The sequence below is a fragment of the Bacteroidales bacterium genome, assembly GCA_016707785.1.
Taxonomy (GTDB): domain Bacteria; phylum Bacteroidota; class Bacteroidia; order Bacteroidales; family UBA4417; genus UBA4417.
On sequence record JADJGZ010000027.1, the window covers coordinates 1 to 24,169 of the forward strand.

Below are 24,169 nucleotides of genomic sequence, written 5' to 3' on the forward strand. Positions count from 1 at the left end.
ACTAAAAAGTAAAGCCCCCTGAAAAATTTCAGAGGGCCCATAAAAGTGAGGAAGAAATATGTACTACAAGCTCTTGATCTCAGCCACAAGTTTCTGAAGAGTAGCTTTGGCATCGCCGAAGAGCATCCTGTTCTTGGGGTGATAAAAGAGATTATTAGGGATGGCGGCATAACCGGCAGCCATACTACGTTTCATTACGATGATATTCTTGGCATCGAGAGCTTTAATGATCGGCATACCATAAATCGGGCTTGATGGATCATCTTCAGCAGCAGGGTTTACAACATCATTTGCCCCGATAACAATAACCACATCAGTATTGGTCATTTCATTATTGGCATCTTCCATTTCAACCAGCTTTTCATAAGGTACATCAGCTTCAGCCAAAAGTACATTCATATGTCCAGGCATACGGCCTGCAACAGGATGGATGGCATATTTTACTTCCACACCTTTACTTGCAAGCAGATTGTCGAGCTCATGGCATAAATGCTGTGCCTGTGCAACGGCAAGTCCATAACCCGGAACAATGAAAACTTTCTGAGAATAGCTGAGCAATACAGCAGCATCTGACAAGGAGATTTCCTTAACGGTTTTGTCTTCAGCTTCTGTTCCACCTGCTCCGGCAACTCCGAAAGCACCAATGATAACATTCAGAAGGGAGCGGTTCATAGCCTTACACATCAGGATGGTTAGGATGGTTCCTGATGAACCAACAAGGATACCACCGGTGAGCATGGCCTGGTTTCCATAAAGGAATCCGCCCATGGCAGCTGCAACCCCTGTGAATGAGTTGAGCAGTGAAATAACTACCGGCATATCAGCTCCACCGATTGGCATAACGAAGGTTACTCCATAAATCAGTGCAGCAAGGGCAAATAAGTAAATTGGCCAGTTATTGTCGGCTACCGGTTTCATGAAAAGGATCACAACCAGGGCAACTAACAGAAGTACAAGGAAGCTTAAGTTTACAATTCGCAGGATAGGATGTTTGATATCACCAATCCTGCCATCCAGCTTACCGAAAGCAATCATACTACCGGCAAAGGAAACGCCACCGATCATCAGTCCGAGGAGAATGGCAATACCTTCCCCATTAAGCATATGGATGGCACCTTCATTAGCAAGCACGTTCTGCATTTTCGGGAATTCCATCAGGGAGATGAGTGCGGCGCAGGCACCGCCCATTCCATTAAAGATGGAAACCATCTGAGGCATGGCTGTCATTTTTACCTTGATAGAAGCATACCATCCGATAAAAGAACCAATAGCAAGTGCTATCACGATCCAGAGCACATTGCCGATACCCTTGATTTCGGTGGTTCCGTCGGGAAGGGTAACTTCAGTTTTGTGGAAAAGGATGGTGAACAGGATAGCAGCTCCCATGCCGGCAGCGGCCCACAGGTTCCCTGAACGGGCAGTGGCAGGATGACTCAACTTCTTCAGTCCTAAAATAAAGAGAACAGAAGCAAGGAGGTAGGAAATTTCGAGGATGGATATTTCACTCGAGAAATCAATGATTTTGGTAATTGTTTCCATGGTTTCTCCTCCTTATTTTTTCTTTTTCTTAAACATTTCAAGCATTCGGTCTGTAACTACGAATCCTCCTACCACATTTAAGGTTCCGAGTATCACTGCAATGAATCCAAGGATCAGAGAGAGTGTGTTTTCGGCATGGCCCATCACAATGATGGCTCCGATGATTACCACTCCGTGAATGGCATTGCTACCCGACATTAGCGGGGTGTGAAGAACCGCAGGAACGTGCGAGATTACTTCTATCCCTAAGAACACAGAGAGTACGATGATGAAGATCATCTCTTTGTATTCCAGGAAAAATTTTAGTACTTCTTCCATAAATTGAGTTATTTAAGTGGTTGTTTTATTGTTGTTAAATGGTGGATTTTTGTGATGAAGTGATGATGTGCCGATGTGCCGAAGTGCCGAAGTGCCGAAGTGCCGATGTGTGCCGATGTGCTTTAATTACTTTTAGATTGTGAACATGATCAATGAATTTATAAGGTATTCATAAGGTTGATGATCTCTGCTTTAATTTTGATACATAGATTTCTTATCTCTGTTGCTTTTGATTCCTCAACGTAATTAAAATCCTGAGCAAGATATGACATGCTTCGCACTTCACTGGCTGATGCTTTCGAAATTTGAAGAAATCTTTTAAAGTCAGCTTTAGAAAATCTTTCAAATCCTTCAGCAGTATTATTCATTACCGAAACAGCTGCATTATTGATCTGATTTCTGAATCCATAATCCTGAACTTCAAGAAATGTAAAATGGACAAGGTTCGCCAGTTTTCTGGCGTCTTTCCATATGATCAAATCTTCAAAGTTCTTAACCATGCAGAAATATCGGGAGTTTTTGTACTAGTTAATTTGAACTCTTTGATCCGTGACACTTTAACCCTTTGGAACCTCGGCCCTTTGGACCCACGGCACTTTGGCACTTTGGAACCCCGGCACTTTGGCACTTTGGAACCTTGGCACCACAGCCCAGTGGCCTCTGATTTGCTTATCCAATCACTGATTTCACTCTTTCGTGAACGATCTCCTTGCCATGAGTAACGGCTGTACCTTTCACCAGGTCATCTTCCCAGTTCAGATTTAATGCACCTTCCTTGGTGATCATCAGCTTGAGGAAATTGATGACATTCTTGCCAAACATGCGGCTCGAATCGGTCGGGATATCAGTCGGGAAGAAGGAATTTCCAATGATCTTCACCCCATTGTGAACATAGATTTCATTGTTTTTGGTCAATTCGCAATTGCCTCCTGTTGAAGCAGCCAGGTCGATGATCACTGAACCGGCTACCATTCCTTCAACGGTTTCTTTCTTTATCAGTAAAGGAGCACGTTTTCCTGGAATTTGAGCAGTACAGATGATTACATCACTCTTAATTGCCTGGTTGTGAATGGCCTGAGCCTGACGCTGCTTGAATTCGTCGGTCTGCTCAACGGCATAACCTCCGGCTGCTTTGTCATCAATAGCGCCTTCAACATCCACGAATTTACCTCCGAGCCCCATTACTTCTTCTTTAACAGCAGCACGGACATCAAATACATAAACAACAGCACCGAGTTTACGTGCAGTAGCTACAGCCTGTAATCCGGCAACCCCGGCTCCCAGGATCAGCAGGTTGGCAGGCTTGATGGTTCCTGCAGCTGTCATGAACATTGGGAAAAACTTGGGTAAGGTGTTGGCAGCAGTCAGAACAGCCTTATAACCCGAAGCCGTTGCCTGGGATGAAAGGATGTCCATGGCCTGTGCACGGGTAGTACGCGGAAGTACATCCAGACTGAAACTGGTAATGTTTTTGGCTGCAAGTTCCTTAACAAGGTCTCCACTAAAATAGGGATTCAGTACTCCCATGAAAACCTGTCCTTCCTTGAGCAGACTCATCTCCTCCTTGTCAGGTGCATTGACTTTAATTACCAGGTCTGATCCTGCGATCACCTGTGCTTTGGTTTCAATTTTTGCGCCAACCAGCTCATAATCTTTGTCAGATGCAAAGGATCTCATCCCGGCATCTTTCTCGACAAGAACGGCGACGTTCATTTTCACCAACATAGCGACTCCCTCAGGTAACATTGCGACCCGGTTTTCGCCTTCAATTTCTTTTAGTATTCCTATTGTCATAACAGTAGGGGATTTTTAGATTTTATACGGGCAAATGTAACGTAATTTACATGATTCTTTCAAATTATTGGGATGCGCTTTTTTGATAATTCAGTAAAACACGGAAGAAAAAAGATGCATCTTGTGAAAGGATTCACAAAAAATAAGACCTCAGAAATCGCTAATCACCACAGCATTAGAAGGAAGTAACTATTTTTTCACTATTTTGTATCTTTCAATATTTCATATTTAATTCACCCGAATGAGAGTGCCCTGCAAGGATTCATTTCGGTGTAATCAGTCTAAATAAAAATAGTGGACAAATCAAAAAGTATTTATTGAATTATCTCATTCGTGTATTGTCTTCTGAAAATCAAACATGAGCGAAAAAAATACGGTTCACGCATCGAATAATAAAATCAATTTTAAAAAGTTGAACGGTATGTACTTAGGATAGGCCGAATACCGTTAACTTAGCAGCAATAATGAGTTCCCAGGGAAAATGTACTACAAATTATTGAGCTTTCTTGTATTTCTGATTGGTTTTTATTCGTTAAAAGCAGCCAATTTTTCATATAATCCGGTAAAATTGTCCCAGGCTGATGGTAGTGAAATTCAGGTGTTTATTTCCGGGGATGAGTATTATCAGTGGATACATGATTCCTTAGGATATACGTTGCTGCAGGCAGACGATGGATTTTACTATTATGCGGTGCCTGATGGAGAATCTGTGAAACCCGGTATTTACAGGTATCCCTTGCTTACTCCTGAAATTTATGGAATCAGGAAATGGGTGAAAATTTCGGCAGGGGAGTACAAACGAAGAAAAGCCGGATTTGAGAAAGATGCGTCTCTTGAGATTGATTCACCACATTCCGGATTGATCAATAATATTGTCATTTTCATCCGGTTTGCTGATGATGTGGAATTTACGTCGACACGCCAGAGTTTTGAACAACGATTCAATACCCTTCCGGGCCCTTCATTACGATCTTATTATTCAGAAGTAAGCTATAATAACTATACCATCTCTTCTACCACCTATCCTGAATGCCAGTCCAATACAAATCTTTCATACCAGGATCCACATCCCAGGGGGTATTTCCAGCCCTATAATGCAGCTACAAATCCATTGGGCTACCAGGATGATCAGGCAAGGGTATTTCGTGAACATTCTTTGATAAGGGATGCGGTTCAGTGGATTAACATCCATTCGCCTATTCCTGAAACCCTTGTCTTAGATACTGATAATGATGGTTTTGTTGATAATGTATGTTTTATTGTCAAAGGCAGTAACGGGGGCTGGTCCTCCATACTCTGGTCACACAGCTGGACACTCTATTCATTTGATATCATGATTAATGGGAAGTATGTTTTTTATTATACTTTTCATCCTGAAATGCAATCAGAGGTAACTACTTTATGCCATGAGATGTTCCATACCCTTGGCGCGCCTGACCTGTATCATTATGTGAACAGCGGACTACAACCATTGTATGCCTGGGATCTTATGGATTCCGGTTCCGGGCATATGACTGCCTATATGAAATGGCATTATGGAGCGCAACAATGGATTGAGGAGATGCCGGAGATCACTTTTAGTGGTGTTTATACACTGAATCCGCTGAACAATCCGAATTCCAACTGCTTCAAAGTAAAATCGCCCTATTCTACAAGCCAGTATTTTGTCCTGGAATACAGGAAAAAAGAGGGACTATACGAAAGCAATCTCCCGGGGGATGGCTTATTGGTTTATAGGGTCGATGACTTTGTAAATGGAAACAGTGAAGGCCCTCCTGATGAGGTGTACCTTTTCAGGCCCAATGGCAGCTCTGCTTCCAATGGGAACCCTGAGTCGGCATTTCTGTCTGCTCAATCGGGACGCACTGCAATCAATGATACTACTAATCCACTTATATTTCTTCAGGATGGGAATCCGGGAGGTATCATGATTTCTGAGGTATCGGCAGCAGGAAGTCAGATCAGCTTTCGGGTCAGTCTTTCCAATACTCCTGTCGCCAGTGGATTTATTGCTCAGCCTGCAGGCGTTTCAGATATTGAGCTAAACTGGATTAAAAATGGCTTTGGAAATGATGTTCTGATTGCTTTTTCAACTGAACCAATCACAGGAAATCCGTGTATGGGGGTTAATTATTTGCCGGGAAGTGTGCTCCCTGGCGGAGGTGAGGTGGTTTACAGGGGTTCTGATGTTGGGTTCCTTCATACAGGCCTGACACAAAATACACATTATTATTACAAACTCTGGTCAGTTCAGCCTGGCAATTATTACTCTACAGCCATTATTGATGATTGTTTTACCAATTGTAGCCCGGGTTTTGCTCCTTACTATCAATCATTCGACTTATTAAGCCTTCCGAATTGCTGGGATACACAAGAAAGTTCATATGATGATGAAAACTGGAGAATCAGTATATCTTCACATGCCGGAGGATCGCCATATGAACTCATGTGTATTCCTGAAAACACGAATGGATATACCCGGCTGGTGATCAATCCCTTTAATACTTCTGGAGTCACAAAACTGAAGATGGTGTTCAGATTCTTATTCCTTGCTCATTTCCAGGGAACAACATTCAGGGTTCAAACCAGTAATAATCTGCAGGACTGGGTGAATGCCGACTGGTCGTATCACCCTTCACCCGGAGGCACTCAACTGCCTCAGAACATTGAATTATTCCTGACTGAAAACCTTGATAATCCACTTACCTATATTGCTTTCCTGGTTGAGGGTGAGTTGTTTTCTTTTTCAGGTATTTACCTGGATGACCTGGAACTCACTATTGAAGAGAGCGATTTTTTTGTGGTACAGACTGCTGCATTTCCTATTGAGGGTGGTACAGTGAGTGGTTCGGGCTATTATTATCCGGGGCAGAGTGTTACCCTGCATGCTGAAGCCAGCCCGGGCTATAATTTCCTGCAATGGGAGGAATCAGGAGTATTCGTATCACAATTGCCTGATTATAATTTTATTGCAGAAACCGATCGAAACCTTTCAGCCCGTTTCAGTACTACCCAGGTAAGTATTCTGACTCTGCCTGAGCCTGAAACCGGGGGAATAGTCACCGGCGGAGGAATTTATAATAAGTATGCTCCTGTGGATCTTGCTGCTTATCCGGCAGAGGAGTATGAGTTCGCTCATTGGAAAGAAGGCGGAAATATCATCACCACCGATGAGCAGTATAGTTTTTCTGCATATATCAGCCGCACACTTACAGCGGTGTTTACACCAAAAATGTTCAATATTAATTGCATGGCTACTCCTGATGTGGGTGGTGTTGTCCTTGGAGCCGGGAGTTTTCTGATGAATCAGGAGGTATCGTTACTGGCTCAAGCCAACGAAGGCTTCATTTTTGATGGCTGGTACGAGAATAACCTATGGGTGTCATCAACGTCATCTCTTTCTTTTACAGCTGAATATGACCGCTTTCTGGAAGCCAGGTTCCATTGCCCGGCCTGTAATGTGATCCTTGAGGCTGACCCACCACAGTCAGGTGAGGTGATCGGAGGTGGTTACTATGCTTCAGGTACTTCAGCAGAAGTGCAGGCCCTGCCAAATGAAGGCTGGAGTTTCCTTCACTGGACTGAAAACGGGAATGTTCTCTCAACGCAGCCTGAATATAGTTTTGTTGTCGACAGGAACCGAACAATGATCGCCCGATTTGTCAAGGTGCATCAGATTCATGCAGTCATAAACCCGGCAAATGCGGGTATGGTGACTGGTGAAGGTGATTATTCTGATGGAACCCCTGTAGAATTAATGGCTATTCCAGCCTTAGAGTATGAGTTCCTTGCCTGGACTGAAGGTGATGATACTCTCACCCATCAGCCGTTATTTGTTTTTGTGGCATCAGGCGACAGAAACCTCACGGCCTGTTTCCAGCGGATTATTTCCATTCCCGGGGATCAACCTGTTGAAGAGTTGTCAATCTATCCTAATCCATGCCGGGATCAACTTTTTATTGCTATACCCGGAAGTATGCAATCGGAGCGTTTTTCGTTTTCCCTCACTAACAGCAGTGGAATTGTTATTTGTAACCAATCACTATCCGTCGGTATCGCCGAACAGGTTATTGACCTGGGATCTGTCCCAAATGGATTTTACCTGGCCAGGTTACAGGATCAAAATGGAACGATGCATTGTTATAAACTTTCAATTGTTAAATAGTTTTTTTAAAGTCCTGGTCGGATAAAGCCGGCTGGGTGTATTTTTAAAGTTGAAAATAGAACAATTCTTATATCTCACTTGTACACTTTATATCTAACAGTTAAACTTTCTCACAGCCTGTCTGGCTTGTAGTCCTTTAGTCTTCTCTTGTCTGCTTTTATATCCGATGAAAAACATCTGATTTTCATTGTTTTCACCCTGTTACTTTTTAAGTTTTAGCCTATTAATTGTAAACATTCCCAGGCAAGGAACTATTCAGGGTTTATCGACAGAAAATGAACTTCATTACACAGAGGTTATTTTTGTTTTTGCTTTTCATGTTGCTTTCGGTATCAGGGATACAGGCAGCATGGTTTTCGCGTGTTCCGGTTGAAGTTGAACAGCCAGATGGAAGCAGTGTAAATTGTTTCATGTCCGGCGATGAATACTATCAGTGGATTCATGATGCAGAAGGATTCACTTTGCTGCCAAACCCGGAAGGATTCTATTGTTATGCCATTCAGGATGGAGGTGAGTTAAAAGCCGGGAAATACCGTTTTGGTGCTGTTAATCCTGCAGAAGTTGGCCTTCAACCCCATATAAACCTGCCCGAATCTGATTATCAGAACAGGCGTTCATCATGCAACCTGCTGACCGGTCTGCCTGCTACTGCTCCCAGGACTGGACTGATGAATAACCTGGTCATCTATATCCGTTTTTCTGATGATCCGGAATTTACAACCAGCCGTCAATCATTTGATGATCTATTCAATGCAGTCCAGGGGAATTCGCTGAAATCCTATTATTCAGAAGTCTCTTACAACTTGCTGAATATCAATTCGGGACATTTTCCTGCCTGCAGCCCTTCTGTTAACCGCTCCTACCAATCGGTTCATCCCAGGGGATACTATCTTCCTTTCCATACCGTGAATAATCCGTTGGGTTATGCTAATGATCAGGAACGCATTGAAAGAGAACACCACTTACTGAAGAGTGCTATCGAATGGATATTGATCAATTCCCCGATTCCATCTACATTGAACATCGATAATGATAATGATGGAAATGTTGATAATCTTACATTCATCACAAAAGGGGATCATGGTTCCTGGTCGCAGGTGCTCTGGTCGCATACCTGGCAACTGTTTTCCTATGATGTGATGATTAACGGTAAGAAAGTTTGGGGATATAACCTGCTGCCTGAATACCAGGCTGATGTAAAGACACTGTGCCATGAAATGTTTCATTCCCTGGGAGCTCCTGATTTATACCACTATACCAATGACGGGATTCAACCTGCCGGCTCCTGGGACCTGATGGAATCTGGCTCCGGTCATATGCTTTCCTGGATGAAATACCGGTATTCCGGTCATTCATGGATCAATGAAATTCCTGAAATCTCCGCATCAGGAACCTATACCCTCAACCCTGCTACCCAGGCTACCGGGCAATGTTTTAAAATTCATTCTCCATATTCTGAATCTCAATTTTTTGTGATCGAATATCGAATACAGGAAGGTAATTTTGAGTCCTTATTGCCGGGTTCAGGTTTACTGATTTACAGGGTTGATACCAGTCTTAATGGCAATGCAGCAGGCCCCCCTGATGAAGTCTATATTTACCGGCCAAATGGTACCCTTACCTACAATGGGTTTCCATCGAGTGCGAATTTCTGTATGGAAACCGGCCGGACAGCCATCAATGATGCTTCCAATCCGTCTGCTTTTCTGCAGGACGGCTCCGCAGGGGGATTACAGGTTTTTGATATAAGCCAGGCAGGGAATACCATCAGTTTTAAAGTACAAATGAATGATGTGCCCCCTCCATCAGACTTTGCGGCAGAGGCTTTGATTGAAGGAGAAATTAGCCTTCACTGGCTGAGAAATTCCCGGGGAAATTCGGTTTTGCTTGTTAAGAATTCATCCAATACCTTCGGAAATCCTGTGAAAGGTGTTGTTTTTCCTGTTGGGTCAAGTATTCCCGGAGGAGGTGAAGTAATTGCCTCAGGGGAGATGGATGCCTTTATTCATAATGGATTGGGAAGTCATGAAACCTGCTTTTACAAAATATATTCAATTGGCGAGGGTGAAGATTATTCTGACGGAGTACTGATATCAGCTACCACACTTTGCGGGTCATCATCTATCCCTTATATTTCTGGTTTTTCAAATGGAAATTTCCCTGACTGCTGGAGCTTTCAGCATGGAGGTGATGCAACCACCGATAATTGGGATCTTATTGCAACCAATAATGCTGGTGGAACAGGATACGAACTGAGATCCACCTTTCAGCATGCAGATCAGGGGGTGACACGAGCAATACTGCCTGCACTAAATACTACTGGAATTGCTGAACTGGAGATTCAATTCAGGCATACTTTCGATGACTGGGCCAGTGGTGCCACGCTCAGAATTCAGAGCAGCAGTGATGGTGTGAACTGGATCAATGAAGATTGGTCGCTGAACAGTAAGTCGAACCAGACAGTTGGACCACAGCAGATTACAGCATTAATAACGAATAATCTTAATCTTAGCCATACTTACATCGCCTTCACTGTTGAAGGAAATCTTTTTAAGTATGATTACTGGTATATTGATGATGTTTCCGTGAAAGTTCATGGAATGATCCCTGTGATGGTGGATGCAGAAGCTTTTCCTCCTCCGGGCGGACAAGTGGAAGGGATTGGATCCTATAATTATGGCGATGAAGTCAGTCTTGTTGCAACCTCAAGCGAAGGCTGGGGATTTCTGAACTGGACGGAGAATGGTGTGCCGGTCTCCACCCACCAGGAATTTACCTTTGCAGCTACAGAGCGATCCTTGTTAGCCAATTTCAGTACAACAGATGCCAGCCTTGGGGTTGAGATCATTCCTCCATTATCCGGCCTCGTAAATGGTCCGGGTGTTTACCCGATCGGAAGTTTTGTGAATCTTCAGGCTACTCCAAAACAGGGATTTGATTTTGATGCATGGAAACTGGGGGATTCAATAATTTCTCATTCATCAGCAATCATGATTCAGTTGGAGAAAACCACCAATCTCACCGCTGTTTTCGCCATACATCCGGTCGTGACCTATTTAGTGAATCTGCAGGCAGGCCCTGTTGAAGGCGGAGTGGTTGTTGGAGGGGGTGAAGTGCCTGAACATGATCTTCGCACCGTATTTGCCTTGCCCTATGCCGGCTGGATTTTTGACTCCTGGCGGGAAGAAGATGCTATACTTTCTTTTCAGCCAGGGTTTACTTTTGTGGTTGAGAGGGATTATGCTCTTAAAGCTGTTTTCAGGCAACTTATAACAATCGATGCATTGGCAACGCCTGCAGAAGCCGGCTTTGTTAGTGGTTCAGGTGATTTTCTGTCAGGTGATCCGGTCACACTGATGGCTTATTCCCAGGATGGCTGGAAATTTAAAGGCTGGTCGCTGAATGGATTTATCCTGTCTGACGATTCCTCGTATACATTTCCTGCTTCTTTCGATTGTATGCTGAATGCTGAATATGAAAGGAATTTAGGGCATGAGGAGTTGGAGCATCAGCCGTTTAATCTGTTCCCTAACCCGGTTATCGGAAATGCACAGTTGGAATTGCCGTCAGGCTCTGTAATTCAGTCAGTAAGTGTTTATACCATAAGCGGGCAGCTAGTCTTTCAACAGCTACCAGGCAATAATACTTCTTCGCTGAGCTTGGATTTATCTTCATTACTTCCAGGTTCCTATATTCTCAGGGTAACATCAGTCAATGGTGAGGTAAGAAAGAAATTATTTATCAAAGCAATCTCCGGCCGGGCATCCTTCTGATTGTATTGATTTCAGCAGTCTCAAAGTATTGTTATTGTTTTATCCTTGCTGAAATATGCATATAAATGTGATTTGTATTTATTAACTTTGATAACAGTTTATTCCACTATTTCAACTTAAATATCTGCCTCATGAAATCCTCTTTCATTACCTTATTGTTAGTGTTCTTATTATGTAATATTTATGCTCAACCGCAGCAGGTTCCATTACCGGAGAAATTCAGGAAACAATACAGGCCGGCATCATTAACTCCAGGCAAAACCAATGTGCATTCTGAATCATCATTTGCACCTGCCTGGTATCCGGCTGAAACAGTTGGCACCACTTATTATGACCTTCAGTCGGAATGTTGCTCACCATCAGGCAGAGTATTGTATTTTGAAAACGGAACAATTTCTACCGTCTGGACGCAGTCGTTTGATACCCTGGACTTTTCTGATATTGGAACCGGTTATGCACATCATGATGGAGATTTATGGTCAGAGCCCCCAACCCAAAGAATTGAAACTGTTCCTACCAGGGATCCGGTGATTGCTGAACTAAATGGGGGAGAGGCTGTCCTGGCATCAAGATATCCCTTTGGAGCCTTGCATATGAGTAAACGGCCTGTTGCAGGGACAGGTAGCTGGGAAGAATCGGATTTGCCGTTGCCGGCTGATGTAACAGGACTTATTCACCCTAAAATGGTAACCAATGGATTTAACCATAGTATCCTCCATGTGTTGTCGCAAACCTTAACCGTTGCAAAGGGTGGAGTTCCCTATCAAGGACAGGATGGAGCATTGCTTTATCAGCGTTCTTCTGATGGCGGACAAAGCTGGGATATCCAACCCATGGTGATTCCGGGTACCGGCAGTGATTCCTATAATGGATTTTCACCCGATACTTATGCTATGGCTGCTCCTTTTGGCAATAAGCTGGCTTTTGTGGTGGGTGATCCCTGGAGTGACCTGTTTGTCATGATATCAGAGGATAACGGACTGACATGGGAAAAAACAGTGCTATGGCAGCATCCCTATCCTTTCTGGAATGGAGAAGAACTCGATACAATTTATTGTCCGGATGGTTCGGTACATCTGGCTTTTAATCCTGAAGGTGTGTTGCATGTAGTATTCGGCCTAACCAGCTATTATTCTGATGGAAATAATGTTTACAGGGATCCCTATGTTGGGGGTATCGCGCAATGGAAAGACGGTCAATCCACCTGGACTACCGGGGATTTATATACCTGCCTGTCACCGGAATTGCTTGAATGGGAAGGAAGCCTGATAGGGAGTCATTTAATTGATTGGGATGGGAATGGAGAATGGAATATTTTGGGGAATTTCGGTGAATATGGGGTTGGACCTATCAGTTTTCCTCAGATTTCCTTCTTTGATGATGGTGTGCAATACCTGGTGATGTCAAGTATAGTGGAGAATTATAATAATGGAATTCAGGATTATCGCCATTTGTTATGCAGGAGCTGCTATTTTGGATCAAACTGGGGAACAACTGCTGACCTAAACGATGATCCTGTTTATTTTTTTAGTGAATGTGTTTATCCTTCAATATCTTCAAGACCAAATTATTTTGAAATTTATTTTGGGTTCCAGCAAGATCTTAATCCTGGCCTTAGTATAAGCGGTGATGGTGATGTTTTTTCTGAAAATGAATGGATGATTGGAATTCTTGAAGCTCCAATACCAGGCCCATATGTCAATCTTTCACTTACTTCATTGCCTACTGAAGGAGGTATAACATATGGAAGTGGCATTTATTTATTTGGAGAAGAAGCAACAATAGAAGCTCACCCAAATCCGGGATGGGAATTTGTATGCTGGACTTTTGGTCTTGATACCTTATCAACGGATTCAATTTACACATTCTATACAGGATGGGCCTGGTACATTACTGCTCATTTCAGATTGATTGCAGGTTCAACCGATAATTTTGCCGATCCTGTTCTGGTTTTCCCCAACCCTGCTTCAGATCAACTGAACTTCAGGTTGCCTGAGTGTTACCATGGGCAATCGGTGAAGCTTTCCCTTTCAAATATTCAGGGGATCAAGATGATGGAAAAAGAGTATAAAACTGACACCCTCAAATGGCTGAACATTGCTTCTTTTCCACCCGGTGCTTATTTGCTGATGCTCACCTTCGAAGATGGCACAGTTCACAGGCAGAAGCTGGTACTGAAGTAATTCAGGGTTAATGTGAAATAATAACTTTCCCGGTTATTGGTTTTCTGTCGGGTAGCTGTATGCTGTAGAGATAGGCGCCAGCTGAAAGATTGGATGCATCCAGAAAGACATTGGAATCGTTCCCTTTCGATTGCCTGATAAGGTTTCCGGAATAATTGAATAAGCTGAACAGATAAGGCTTCTCAGTTTTATTCTCAAAATAGATTCTTGTCTGTGATATGACCGGATTTGGAATAACAATGGAACCCATATTTCCATATTCAAAATAAGGAATAGCAATGATTCTGCTATATCCTTGTCCACCCAGTTCCAACCTGTAATAATTGATCTTATTCTTAACCGGGAATTCATCAGTAAATGAATAAGGGACAGGGGATTCAGAACTTCCACAAATACCGGAAATTTCACCAATGGTTTCGAAATGTATGGTATCCTCCGAACGTTGAATGAAGGTGCCATTACAGGTTTGGCCGGAGGAAATTGTCCATTGGAGCAGCACTTTTTCATCCGAGGCTTTCCCAATGAAACCTGACAATATAAGTGACTCCTGTGCCAGTAAAGTCACAGTTAGTAATAGGGCGGGCAGTATGATCAGGAAAGGTTTCAGACAATTGTTGTTTAAGTGAATAAACAATCATCAACGCTTATGGTTCAGAATTGAAGCAAGACTTCTTCTGTCCTGGCTAACATCTCATCAGTAAAATCAAGGTGAGTTACGAATCGGATAGATTGTGGAGAAAGTGCCAGGGCATGAATATCGTGCCTTTTCAATTTCTGAAGTAGTTCCTGGGCAGGGAAGGCGGGATCTACATCGAAAAAGACGAGGTTACTCTCAATGGGTATCACTTTTTCAACAAATGGAAGTTTTTCCAGGATATTCCCTAATTGGCGTGCCCTGCGGTGATCATGTTTCAACCGTTCTACATGGTGGTCCAGGGCGTAAATTCCTGCCGCAGCCAGTATCCCTGCCTGTCGCATTCCTCCTCCGAATACTTTACGAATCCTTCGGGCAGAATGAATAAAGCTCTTTGAACCTATAAGCACTGACCCAACTGGTGCACCCAATCCTTTGGAAAGGCAAATGGAGATGCTGTCAAATATCTTTCCGAAGTCCAGGGGTGTCTCAGTTGTTTCAGCCAGGGCATTAAACAACCGGGCGCCGTCCAGGTGATATTTCAGGTCATTTGCTTTGCAAACCTTTGCTATATCTATTAATTCACTGAAATCATAGATAGAGCCGCCACCCTTATTCATTGTGTTTTCAACGGCAACCAGACGGCTTAATGGACGATGAACATCATTCACAGGGTTGATGTGATCTTTTACCTGTTTTGCATTGATTCTTCCCTTATCGCCTGGCAACAGGCATACCGAAGCCCCGGAATTCATTGCAATCCCTCCGCCTTCGTAGTAATAAATATGGGAAAGCTCATTGCAAATCACTTCATCACCCGGATGGGTATGAACTTTTATGGCGACCTGGTTGGCCATAGTGCCTGAAGCACAATACAAAGCGGCCTCCATACCAAACATTGATGCAACTTTAGCTTCCAGTTCATTCACCGTTGGATCATCACCAAAAACATCATCTCCCACTTCAGCTTTCATCATGGCATCAAGCATCCCGGGTGTTGGACGGGTAACAGTATCACTTCTCAGATCTATGAACATCGGTTATTTGGAATAAAGTGGGTTTAACTTCTTGATAATGAGATTGAATTGAAATTTTATAGTTTTCATCTTTGGGATCAGTTACTGGTATTTACCAGCGCATCCCGAAGCTGATTCATGGCTTTTTTCAGGATTTCAATGGGACACCCGATATTGAGACGCATAAATCCTTCGCCTCCCTGTCCGAACATTATGCCCGGGTTCAATCCCAGCTTCGCCTTTTGAAGAAAGAAATCATTCAGCTCCTTGTCGTTCAAACCGAGTGCCCGACAATCCAGCCAGACAAGAAATGTGGCTTCCGGTCTGAGCATTTTTATAGTGGGGATTTCAGTCTCCAGGAAATGCTGAAGATAATCCAGGTTCTTCCCAAGGTATGCCATTAATTGACGGGTCCAGTCATAGCCTTCTGTATAAGCTGATTCAGATGCTATATTTCCAAATACGGTGCCCAGTCCGATATGCAGGTGATCGAGTGTTTGTTTGAACTTCTTCCTGTATTCTTCATTGGAAATAATCACAGCGGAAGTGGACAGCCCGGAGAGATTGAAGGTTTTACTTGGCGCAATGGCTGTCAGGGTCAGCTCTGCAACCTTTGGAGATAAGGAGGCCAGTGGAATATGCTTATAAGGGTCATAGACAAGATCGCAATGGATTTCGTCGCTAACCATGATGATGTTGTAACGGATACATATCTCAGAGAGCTTTTCAAGTTCCTCCCTGGTCCATACCGAGCCACCGGGATTATGAGGACTGGAAATAATGATCATTTTAGCACCGGAAGAGGCTTTTTCTTCCAGGTCGTCAAAATCCATACAAAGCCTTCCGTCTCTGAGCTGCAAGGGGTTATTGAGTAGTTCCCTTCCATGATCTGTAACCGCATTGAAGAAAGGAAAATAGACGGGCGGTTGCACGATGATTTTATCCCCGGGTTCTGTAAAACTCAGTACCGCCATATTTACAGCCGGAACCACACCCGGACTGAAGCTGATCCAGTCTTTTTCAACTTTCCAATCATGATGTAGCAATTCCCATTCAATGATGGAATGATAGAAGCCATCGGGCCTCATGGGATATCCCAGGATTTCGTGATCCAGTCTTTTTTTAAGCTTTTCGATAATGAAACCAGGGGTCCTGAAATCCATATCTGCAACCCACATAGGGATAATGTCACCAGAGCCGAGGAATAATTCAGCAGCATCTGCTTTTATGCAGTCCGTTCCCTTCCGGTTGATGATTTCATCAAAAGAGTAATTCATAGTGTAACAGAGAGTGTCCTAAATGAAAAGCAAATATACATATATACCCCGGAAAACTCTTTTTAAAGCTAATGCCTTCTTGGAGGGGTGCTGTATGTACAATTCGATTATTTTTGTTTACGATCAACTGAGGATTTCATGAGAACATCACCACTTTCACTTCTGTCCCGAAAATATTATTTTGATGACACCCCTTTCATCAAGTTGATGAGAAAGCGCATCTATCATGTGTTATTGATTGCCAGTAATTATGATTCTTTTATCCTTGAGAGTGATGGTAGGATAGAGGAGCATATTTTCAATGAATACGTATCACTGAACCTGCGATATCCTCCGCAGTTCATCCAGGTTCCCAGTGAAGATGAGGCCTTTTCTGCCCTTGCCCGCGAAAATATTGACCTTGTCATCTGTATGCTCACCCTGGATGAGTTGGATACTTTCGGAATGGCCAAAAAAATCAAGCGGATCTATCCTGAAATCCCCATCGTCGTGCTCACTCCATTCTCCCGTGAAGTCTCGCTGAAATTGAATCACGAGGATTTGAGCGTTATCGATTATGTATTCAGCTGGCTTGGAAACCCAGACCTGCTTTTGGCCATTATCAAGCTGATTGAGGATAAAATGAATGCAGAGCATGATACCTCAGAAGTGGGCGTTCAAGTCATATTGCTGGTAGAGGACTCAGTGCGTTTTTATTCGAGCTATCTGCCAAACATCTATAAAATTATTTTCAATCAATCAAATGCCTTCATGACAGAAGGCCTGAATGAGCATCAGCAGATGCTGAGAAGAAGGGGCCGCCCTAAAATCCTGATGGCTACCAACTATGAAGAAGCTACTGCATTATATGATAAATACAGGCATAACCTGCTTGGGGTCATTTCAGATATCAGCTATAAAAGAGCAGGCAAGGAAGATCCGGAGGCTGGGTTTAAGTTTTTGAGCCATGTAAGGGATAAAGATGAATTTGTTCCTTTCCTTTTGCAGTCATCTGATACACATCTTAAACCAAAAGCCCTGGAGAAAGGGGTGGGCTTCCTCGATAAAAACTCCAAGACTCTTTCCATTGAGTTGAGAAACTTTATGATGGAATATTTTGCTTTTGGTGATTTTGTATTCATTGACCCGAAAACAAATAAGGAGATTATGCGTGCTCCTGATCTCAAAGCTTTACAGCAACGCATTTTTGAAGTACCAGACTTTTCACTTGAATACCATATTTTTCGAAATCATCTTTCAAAATGGCTGTATGCCAGGGCTTTATTTCCATTGGCGGAGTTTTTTAAGGATGTCAGACCGGGAGATTTTCCTGAATTGGAAGATATCCGCAGGTTTATCTTTGATTCCATTGCAGGTTACAGGTTGAATAAGGGCAGGGGTGTGATCGCCCAGTTCAACAGGGAAAATTTTGATGAATATGTGAGTTTTACCAGGATTGGCGAAGGGTCTATCGGTGGGAAAGCACGTGGATTGGCATTCCTCGATTCCATTATTAAAAAGAACCGGCTTTTCGATAGTTTCCCTGATGTAGCTATCAGTATCCCTCAAACGGTGGTTCTTTGTACTGATATCTTCGATGAATTCATGGAAGATAATGACCTGTATAAAATTGGCTTGTCGAATCTTCCTGATGCTGAAATATTGAACTATTTTGTAAATGCCAGGTTGCCACTGCGACTGCATGATGAACTGGTGGCTTTTATTCATGTCGGGAACCGACCCATTGCCGTGAGATCGTCAAGTTTGCTAGAAGATAGCCATTACCAGCCTTTTGCCGGGGTTTATTCAACCTACATGGTGCCCCAGGTTCCGGATGATGACAGGTTGATGCTTGAATTATTGAGCAATGCCATCAAAAGTGTATATGCCTCGGTCTTTTTCCATGATAGCAAAGCTTATATGGCTGCAACCAGCAACCTGATTGATGAAGAGAAGATGGCAATTGTGCTGCAGCAGGTATCCGGGACTCAATACGGAAACCGGTTTTATCCTTCATTTTCAGGAGTGGCGCGCTCTATTAATTTCTACCCCATTGCCCCTGAAAAAGCAGAAGATGGTATTGCCAGTATTGCTCTTGGATTGGGGAAATATATTGTGGATGGAGGTGTTTCCCTGAGGTTTTCTCCTCGTTATCCAAAAAAAATATTACAACTTTCAACGCCTGAAATGGCTTTAAGGGAGACACAGAAACATTTCTATGCCCTTGATCTTACTCCTGATAGTTTCTACACATCTGTTGATGACGGGATCAACCTTATCAAGCTGAAACTGGATGCTGCTGAAGAGAACCAGGCCTTCCGGAATATGGTTTCTACTTATGATTTCAATAGCCAGATGATGCGTGAGGGAATTATTACTGAAGGAAAGAGGGTGGCTACTTTCGCCAATATCCTGAATCATAATTCATTTCCGCTTGCCGAAATCCTTGCTAATTGCCTTGAAATGGGACAGTCAGAGATTGGTAAGCCGATTGAAATTGAATTTGCTGTTGAGCTGAATCGTCCGGCCGGATTGCCAAAAGTGTTTAATCTTTTACAGGTCAGGCCTATCGTGGATAGTAAGGAAACAGTGGATGCTCACCTGGAAGATATTACCTATAATGAAACGATCCTCTATTCGCATGAGGCTCTGGGAAATGGTATTATCACTGGACTAAAGGATGTTGTATATGTCAAGCCCTGCGGTTTCGATCCTGCCCGGAATCCGGAAACCGCTTTGCGTGTGGCTGCTTTGAATGAGAAGTTCTCTGCTGAAAAACAGTTTTATGTACTGGTAGGTCCTGGGCGCTGGGGTTCCAGTGATCCCTGGTTAGGCATCCCGGTGAAATGGCCCCAGATATCTGCAGCCAGGGTAATTGTTGAATCAGGCCTTGAGAATTACCGCATCGACCCCAGCCAGGGAACCCATTTCTTTCAGAACCTGACCTCTTTTAAGGTGGGATATTTTACGATTCATCCCTATATCAATGACGGATTTTTTGATGTGGAATTCCTGAATAAATTTCCAGCCATCTATGAAGATGAGTTGGTCCGTCATGTAAGGTTTGACGAAGAAATCCTCGTAATGATCAATGCACGGAATAACCTGGGAGTGGTGATGAAACCGGGTTCGGGAGAAAAGGTGGATAACCTGGATTGATATTTCTGGCAGGCGCTTTCTTTATTTTATTCAATGATCATGACACCCTGCGGTTTATGAATCATTGCGTCCATACAAAGACAGGAGTGAACGGGAAGTATAGCGATCAGATCTCCCGGCCGTAACTTATTTCCTCCCTCAAGACGAATAATGCCATGTTCCTGTGAAAGTGAAGAAACATATCCCAAGTTCCCTGAGGTTTCCCATCCATCCTGTGTTAGTTGAACAGCCAGTCCATAAGTCAATACTCCTATTTTTAGATTCAGGCTTTCTTTTGACAGGTGAACGGCCCCTCCATAGATCACTGCTTCTGCTCTTTCCGGGTGCACAGCTACCACAGGACAGGCCAATGCAAGGGCAATATCCGTCAGACTGCATGAACCAAGTTCCGACTGCATCAGGTCATAAAAAACAAAATTTCCCGGCCTGATTTCATCGATTCCCGGATATGGGTCAAATAAACTGCAGGAAGGGGTATCGCCTGTTGAGCAGATCATTTCCGGGTAAAAAGGCTGGTACTTTTGCTTGAGACGAAGCATCATTTCCCCGGCCTCTACCTGGAATTTCATGATCTCCGCCATGTCTTTCGCAGCATAGGTTTGTCCTGTATGAGTAAGAAATCCCTTAAATACCATCAATGAGTTCTGCCTGGAAGCATCCAGTATGGCATCAATGGATATTGAGTCATTCGGATCAACACCGGTTCTGTGATACCCTGTATCGATCTTAATGAAGAAACCTGCCTGGTTAGTCATATGCCCGGCAAGAACAGCCATCGAATAGGCAGATTCAACGAGTACATTCAGGGAAACAGTAGCAGCCAACCGGTTGATTTCCTCTAATTCCCTCAGGTTAACAGGGAATGCAATAGTGATATCATTCCAGCCTTCATCGGCAAAGGAGGTGGCCATCTGCAGGGAAGTTACCGTGATAGCATTCACACCTGCAGCTCTGAACCAGTTCCCGATTTCTGCCGATTGATGGGTTTTAAAATGGGGCCGGAAGCTGACCTGGTTCATCCGGGCATGATCTGCCATTCTTTGAATATTATTCAGGCAGATATTCTTGTTGATGAGTAAGGTTGGTTTTTTTACTGAATCCATAAGTGAAGTTTTCCAGGGTGTAAAATTGGTACTTTTGTATACTTAAATCCAGAAGTATGAAAAAAGTTTTAATTATTCCATCAATTCTCCTGTTATCACTGTATTTCACCGCCTGTAACAAACAGCAAAAAACCGGTGAATCTAATGTAACTCAAAGGATTCAATATGATGTTTCAATCATAAGTCCTGATCCTGAATTTGACTGGTGGGTCCAGAATATTGAAGGTTCTGGGCGGGAAGCATTTGTAAAAAATCTGCTGGGAGCAGTGTCAGATGGGTCAGTAAAAGCCTATGATTTCTTTTCATATAAACCTTTAACTTCAGCTGAGATCAAGGATATATTTAAAAGGACGGATACCATTGCCCTCGAAAGGCCTGATCCTCCTCATGAACTGGTAGATACTGTGCTTGTTCATGAATTGTCCATCAATGATATCAGCAGAATCCGATTCCTGGAAGAGTGGAACATGGACAGTAAAACACTGGCCTTTGATAAAAAAGTGGCCGGAATTTGCCCTTTGGTGGAGGTATTCACAGATAGCGGTGAATCCAAAGGATTTAAACCTTTATTCTGGGTTTTCCTGGATAAAAAGTACCCTGAAGCATTTAAATTAAGCAAGTAAATAAGGAAGATGATAAATGACCCTTACAGGATTCACAGGTTTGGGAATGGTATACGACTGGTTCACAGGCAAATCAATGGACCGGTTGCCCATTTCGGTGTGATAGTGAATGCAGGTTCACGGGATGAAACCCCGGATGAGCAGGGATTAGCTCATTTTATTGAGCATATGATATTTAAAGGGACCCTGAAGAGAAATTCCTTCCAGGTGATTAATAGCCTGGAAAATGTCGGGGCCGATATGAATGCCTTCACAACCAAGGAAGAAACCTGTGTGTATGCTTCCTTTCTTTCTCAGCATACTTCACGGACCGTAGAGGTGTTATCTGATATCCTTTTCAATTCAACCTTCCCCGATGAAGAGATGAAGAAGGAAAGATCTGTGATTATTGATGAAATCAACAGCTACAAGGATAATCCATCGGAATGGATCCATGATGAATTTGATGAAATTCTGTTCCCCGGGCATCCGCTGGGTATGAATATTCTTGGAACACCGGCAAAACTTAAAAAATATACAAGAACTGACCTGGTTAGTTTTATAGGGAGAACTTATGCTACTGACAGGATGGTATTGAGTTTCGTTGGAAATGTACCCTTCTCAAAGATCCTGAAATTAACCGAAAAGTACTTCGGATCTATGGCTGAACGTTCATTTAGCAGTAGCAGGCAAAGTCCCGGACAATACCTCAGGAGTCACACAACAAGGAAATTCGGCCGTCACCAGGCGCATCTTATATTAGGGAACAGGGCTTATGATTACCTGCATCCTCATCGTATCCAGATGGCCTTACTGAATAATATGCTGGGAGGTCCCTCCATGAATTCAATCCTGAACCTGGCTTTACGCGAGAAACATGGTATTGCCTATAACCTGGAATCCAACTATCAGCCACTCTCTGATACCGGTTTGTTTAGTATCTATCTAGGCACAGATGAAAAAATGATCGAAAAGGCTATTGAGCTGGTGGAAAAGGAACTAAAACTGCTGCGTACAAAACAGCTGGGAACAAACAGGATGAAGATTGCCCGGGAGCAGTTGAAAGGTCAGCTGGCGATTTCAATGGAGTCCATGCAGAATGAAATGATTACAGCAGGAAAGAGTTTATTGGTCTATAATAAAATTGATACCCTGGAAGAGATCATCCGAAAACTTGATGCAGTCCAGCCTGTTCAGCTGATGGAAGTAGCCAATAAGGTTTTTGATCCGGATAGCATGAGTCTCCTGGTTTTTAACCACCAGTGATCTTGTCACTCAGTCTGACAACTCCCATTTACCTTCTGAGTATTTAATCTTGTCCAGGTATCGGCTAATATCGGCAGCCTGATCATCATTGCTTTCAATAACCAGATCAGCAACTTCCAGGTAAGGGCCCATCTCTTTTAGGGGTTGATCTTTACTCTTCCTGATCATCAGGATGAATAAACCGGGAATCACCAGATCTCTCAGTCCCCGGCTCTCACAAACGATAGGTTCACCTTTCCAGTAGTTTTCAAGAAAGAACCGGAATGCTTCAAGCCGGTGGCTGTCTGTTGAGCGGATATAGTAGACATTGCGGGCATCGGACTGAATCATCTGAATAGTGTCTTTTTCTCCGGATGTCCGGGTTTCCTCCTCAATACTCCAGGGAGATTCAGATTCTTTGTCACCTGAATGATTTCCATGGAAAGATTCTTCTCCGGTTTTGAGGCGGGTAAATTTTAGTCCGATGACAGGATGGAGCGTTGCATGTTTCCTGATCACAGCACAGGCCAGTGTAGTCTTCCCGGAATGTCTTGTATTCCCTCCAATCAAAAGGATTTCGGGCAAACTGATCAATTCATCAAAGGGTTTTGGAAGGTGATAATTCTTATGGTTGTTCATTCCTTAACTCAGTCAGGAAATGATTGAATTCATCAGTCATGATCCGATCTACCCTTTGATGGAAATGCTGGAAAGCTTTGATGAGTTTTATACCATCGGCGGTGAGGTGTGTACTGCCACCATCTGCGCCACCCCGGCTGGCTTCAATGATTTTGAATCCTAACTGGCTTTCTATTTTCTTTAAATCATTCCAGGTGCGCCGATAGGTGATCCCCAACTCTTCGCAAGCCTGGACAAGGGAGCCGCAGGATTCGATTTTTTCCAGGATCTTCCATTTTCCATCTCCCAGGATACCCTCTCCCAGGTCGTTGGATAACCAGATTTTATAGGCAGGTTGAATATTGCTGAATTTCTCCATGATTTGAAAACTTATTGGTTTCAAAGTTACGATTCAGTTGAAATTCAAATAGCTCAATTGAAAAATATTCCAAAGAAAATTTAAATTGTTGAATTGGTGCAGGCACAACTCTTCGCAAAGGGATGATTGTCATCATTAATAGCAAAATAAGGATTGAATTCGGGTAATTTTTTGTATATTTAGCTTTAGTTTTTCTGATAAGGGCGGTTGTATATATATGGTTTTGAATGCACTCTGGGAATTGTATACTTCTGCAGAATAGGTTTGCGAATGATCTTATACGGAACAAGCTCAGCATAATTATCTAATCAAAAGTTTAAAAATGAATAGATACCGATGTTTTAATTGCAAACCTTAGAAAATACTGCTCCATGAAAAAAGAAAT

The 24,169-nt window shown here is 43.1% G+C and carries 16 protein-coding genes; 6 read left to right on the plus strand and 10 right to left on the minus strand.

The features are described from left to right. Positions 1-63 precede the first annotated feature (63 nt). The 4 genes from IPH84_14300 to IPH84_14315 all read right to left on the minus strand — a co-directional run bounded on the left by IPH84_14300 (position 64) and on the right by IPH84_14315 (position 3,651). A complete protein-coding gene (locus tag IPH84_14300) occupies positions 64-1,539 on the minus strand; it encodes an NAD(P)(+) transhydrogenase (Re/Si-specific) subunit beta (protein MBK7174367.1) in 1,476 nt (491 codons plus the stop codon). A gap of 12 nt (positions 1,540-1,551) precedes the next feature. Further along, positions 1,552-1,857, minus strand: a complete 306-nt coding sequence (locus tag IPH84_14305; protein ID MBK7174368.1) for an NAD(P) transhydrogenase subunit alpha — start codon at positions 1,855-1,857, stop codon at positions 1,552-1,554. Between the two features lie 158 nt (positions 1,858-2,015). Next, on the minus strand, positions 2,016-2,357 hold the full coding sequence (locus IPH84_14310; protein ID MBK7174369.1) for a four helix bundle protein: 342 nt from the start codon (positions 2,355-2,357) through the stop codon (positions 2,016-2,018). A 169-nt stretch (positions 2,358-2,526) separates the two neighbouring features. Further along, the gene (locus IPH84_14315; protein MBK7174370.1) at positions 2,527-3,651 is read right to left on the minus strand and encodes a Re/Si-specific NAD(P)(+) transhydrogenase subunit alpha; all 1,125 of its coding nucleotides are present in this window, start codon (positions 3,649-3,651) and stop codon (positions 2,527-2,529) included. 481 nt (positions 3,652-4,132) lie between these two features. Here IPH84_14315 and IPH84_14320 point away from each other — a divergent pair, with 481 nt between their 5' ends. From IPH84_14320 to IPH84_14330, 3 genes are all read left to right on the plus strand, one after another. Beyond that, entirely contained in the window at positions 4,133-7,816 is a 3,684-nt protein-coding gene (locus IPH84_14320; protein MBK7174371.1) for a M6 family metalloprotease domain-containing protein, read from the plus strand. A gap of 275 nt (positions 7,817-8,091) precedes the next feature. Then, entirely contained in the window at positions 8,092-11,589 is a 3,498-nt protein-coding gene (locus IPH84_14325) for a M6 family metalloprotease domain-containing protein (GenBank protein ID MBK7174372.1), read from the plus strand. 131 nt (positions 11,590-11,720) lie between these two features. Next, a complete protein-coding gene (locus IPH84_14330; GenBank protein ID MBK7174373.1) occupies positions 11,721-13,772 on the plus strand; it encodes a T9SS type A sorting domain-containing protein in 2,052 nt (683 codons plus the stop codon). Positions 13,773-13,779: 7 nt separating this feature from the next. On the opposite strand, the gene IPH84_14335 is transcribed toward IPH84_14330, so the two are convergent. The 3 genes from IPH84_14335 to IPH84_14345 form a co-directional block, all read right to left on the minus strand. Continuing rightward, entirely contained in the window at positions 13,780-14,307 is a 528-nt protein-coding gene (locus tag IPH84_14335; GenBank protein MBK7174374.1) for a T9SS type A sorting domain-containing protein, read from the minus strand. A 116-nt stretch (positions 14,308-14,423) separates the two neighbouring features. After that, positions 14,424-15,443, minus strand: coding sequence for a PLP-dependent transferase (locus IPH84_14340; GenBank protein MBK7174375.1), 1,020 nt, complete (start codon positions 15,441-15,443; stop codon positions 14,424-14,426). Positions 15,444-15,520: 77 nt separating this feature from the next. Further along, the gene (locus IPH84_14345; GenBank protein ID MBK7174376.1) at positions 15,521-16,699 is read right to left on the minus strand and encodes a putative C-S lyase; all 1,179 of its coding nucleotides are present in this window, start codon (positions 16,697-16,699) and stop codon (positions 15,521-15,523) included. Between the two features lie 138 nt (positions 16,700-16,837). On the opposite strand from IPH84_14345, the gene IPH84_14350 reads away from it, so the two are divergent. Further along, positions 16,838-19,837, plus strand: coding sequence for a phosphoenolpyruvate synthase (locus IPH84_14350; GenBank protein MBK7174377.1), 3,000 nt, complete (start codon positions 16,838-16,840; stop codon positions 19,835-19,837). A 26-nt stretch (positions 19,838-19,863) separates the two neighbouring features. Here the strand turns inward: IPH84_14350 and IPH84_14355 are convergent, their stop codons facing one another. Continuing rightward, on the minus strand, positions 19,864-20,940 hold the full coding sequence (locus tag IPH84_14355) for an alanine racemase (protein ID MBK7174378.1): 1,077 nt from the start codon (positions 20,938-20,940) through the stop codon (positions 19,864-19,866). Between the two features lie 56 nt (positions 20,941-20,996). On the opposite strand from IPH84_14355, the gene IPH84_14360 reads away from it, so the two are divergent. Beyond that, the gene (locus tag IPH84_14360; GenBank protein MBK7174379.1) at positions 20,997-21,563 is read left to right on the plus strand and encodes a hypothetical protein; all 567 of its coding nucleotides are present in this window, start codon (positions 20,997-20,999) and stop codon (positions 21,561-21,563) included. A gap of 9 nt (positions 21,564-21,572) precedes the next feature. Continuing rightward, complete coding sequence (locus tag IPH84_14365; GenBank protein ID MBK7174380.1) at positions 21,573-22,808, plus strand: insulinase family protein; 1,236 nt, start codon at positions 21,573-21,575, stop codon at positions 22,806-22,808. Between the two features lie 9 nt (positions 22,809-22,817). Here the strand turns inward: IPH84_14365 and IPH84_14370 are convergent, their stop codons facing one another. Continuing rightward, positions 22,818-23,426 carry a hypothetical protein gene (locus IPH84_14370; protein ID MBK7174381.1) on the minus strand — a complete coding sequence of 203 codons (609 nt, stop codon included), beginning with the start codon at positions 23,424-23,426 and terminating at the stop codon, positions 22,818-22,820. After that, the gene (locus tag IPH84_14375) at positions 23,413-23,784 is read right to left on the minus strand and encodes a LysR family transcriptional regulator (GenBank protein ID MBK7174382.1); all 372 of its coding nucleotides are present in this window, start codon (positions 23,782-23,784) and stop codon (positions 23,413-23,415) included. The genes IPH84_14370 and IPH84_14375 overlap by 14 nt, the downstream gene beginning before the upstream one ends. Positions 23,785-24,169: the final 385 nt, after the last annotated feature.